The sequence below is a fragment of the Pseudomonas sp. genome (assembly GCF_050739995.1).
In the GTDB taxonomy this organism is placed as follows: Bacteria; Pseudomonadota; Gammaproteobacteria; order Pseudomonadales; family Pseudomonadaceae; genus Aquipseudomonas.
Window position 1 is genome coordinate 1 of sequence record NZ_JBOICG010000105.1, and the last position, 1,808, is coordinate 1,808.

2 protein-coding genes and 1 pseudogene are annotated in these 1,808 nt (G+C 60.8%); 2 read left to right on the forward strand and 1 reads right to left on the reverse strand.

Annotation, left to right across the window (positions count from 1 at the left end; genetic code table 11):
* Both ACRESD_RS03615 and ACRESD_RS03620 read left to right on the forward strand, forming a co-directional pair.
* Positions 1-419, forward strand: a pseudogene (locus ACRESD_RS03615) (MFS transporter); the annotation flags it as partial.
* 220 nt (positions 420-639) lie between these two features.
* Positions 640-1,203 (forward strand): cysteine hydrolase family protein, encoded by a 564-nt coding sequence (locus tag ACRESD_RS03620; RefSeq protein ID WP_431749671.1) that lies wholly within the window; start codon positions 640-642, stop codon positions 1,201-1,203.
* A 17-nt stretch (positions 1,204-1,220) separates the two neighbouring features.
* On the opposite strand, the gene ACRESD_RS03625 is transcribed toward ACRESD_RS03620, so the two are convergent.
* Positions 1,221-1,808, reverse strand: a 588-nt coding sequence (locus ACRESD_RS03625; RefSeq protein ID WP_431749672.1) for a methyltransferase domain-containing protein, incomplete at its 5' end; no start/stop codon positions are given.

Here is a 1,808-nt window from a genome sequence, read left to right on the forward strand (position 1 = left end):
AGCGCGGCCCGATCAGTGCGTTGAAAATCATCTTTGCCTTGCTCGCGGCCGTGCTGTTCATCCTCACCCTGACCGCCGGCAACCCATGGCTGGCCCTGGCCACCGTACTGGTGTGGGGCGCGGTCGCCTTCGGCAACGTGCCGGGCCTGCAGGTGTACGTGGTGCACCAGGCCGAACATCACACCCCGCAAGCGGTGGACGTGGCCTCGGGCTTGAACATCGCCGCCTTCAACCTGGGGATCGCCGGTGGCGCCTGGGCCGGTGGTTTGATCGTGGCACATATGGGGCTGATCCATACCGCGTGGATTGGCGGCCTGGTGGTGTTGGTGGCCTTGGCGCTGACCGCCTGGAGCGGGCGCCTTGATCGTCTCGGGCCGGTGTATGCCCAGGGCTCGACACGGGTTGTTGCCGGACACTAGATCCACAACCTACCTATCCGAAGTGGGGGCAAGCTCGATCTATTTTATTGTGCCGCTGTTGATCGCCTTGATGATGCACCTGGCAGGTGAAGCCAAGGCGCTGCGAGTGAAGAAGACAACGGCCTGATCGCTTTACGGGGATTGCCTGTTTATCCTGCACCCTATCGCCCTGGGCGCCCGCTTGGATAGCGCGCCCCTCCACTTCTCACGAGGCACCACCATGGCCAAGCAAGCGCTGATCCTGATCGACATCCAGAACGATTATTTCCCTGAAGGCAAGTGGCCGCTGGAGGGCGTGGAAGCAGCGGCGAACAAGGCTGCGCAAGTGTTGCAGGCGTTTCGTCAGGTGGGGAATGCGGTGATTCATGTGCGCCATGAGTTCACGTCCGAGGATGCACCCTTCTTCACGCCAGGTTCCGAGGGTGCTCATCTGCATCCGAAGGTGCTGAACCAAGGCAATGAGCCGGTGGTGCTTAAACATTTCGTGAATGCCTTTCGCGGGACCGAGCTGCGAGCGTTGCTCGAACAGCGCAGCATTACCGACGTAGTGGTGCTCGGCAGCATGAGCCATATGTGCATCGATGGCGTAGTGCGGGCAGCGGCGGACCTGGGCTACAAGGTCACGGTGATTCATGACGCGTGTGCGACACGGGATCTGGAGTTCAATGGGCAGGTGATTCCAGCCGCTCAGGCCCATGGGGCGTTTATGGCGGCCCTGGGGTTTGCGTATGCGGATGTGCTGTCGACGGATGAATACTTGAAGGCGCAAGCGGCGGCGGTATGACCGCCGCCTGTTTGACCTTAGCGAGTCGCAATGATGAACAGGCGTGGGAATGGCAGCAATACGGTGCCATCCGTCAGGGCTGGGTAAGCCTGGGCAATGCGCGCCTGATACTCCCGTAGGAATTCGGCTTTTTCGCTATCGGTCAACGGTGCGAGAAATGGCCGCAGCGCCGAACCCTTGAACCACTCCACCACCGCCCCATGATCCGCCAGTGGGTGCTGGTAGGTGGTGTGCCACACATCGACGGTACTGCAATGTTGGCTCAACAGCTCGAAGTAGTAGCTGGCGGTATGCCGCTCATTGTGTTTGACCGCTCCGATCTTGGCAGCCCAAGGGCCGTCAGTCGCCACTTCGCGAGCAAGCCGGTGGGCGGGCTCATCAAGATTGTCTGGGGTTTGCACCGCCAACGTGCCACCTGCGGTCAGTTGATTCACCAAGTGTGGATAGAGCGCGGCGTGGTTCGGCAGCCATTGCAGGGAGGCGTTGGCCAGAATCACATCGAAGGGTTGCGCGGGATTCCAGGCACCGATATCAGCCAATTCAAAGCTCAAGGTCGGTAGGCGTTTACGGGCATCGACCAACATGTCGTCGGAGCTGTCCATGCC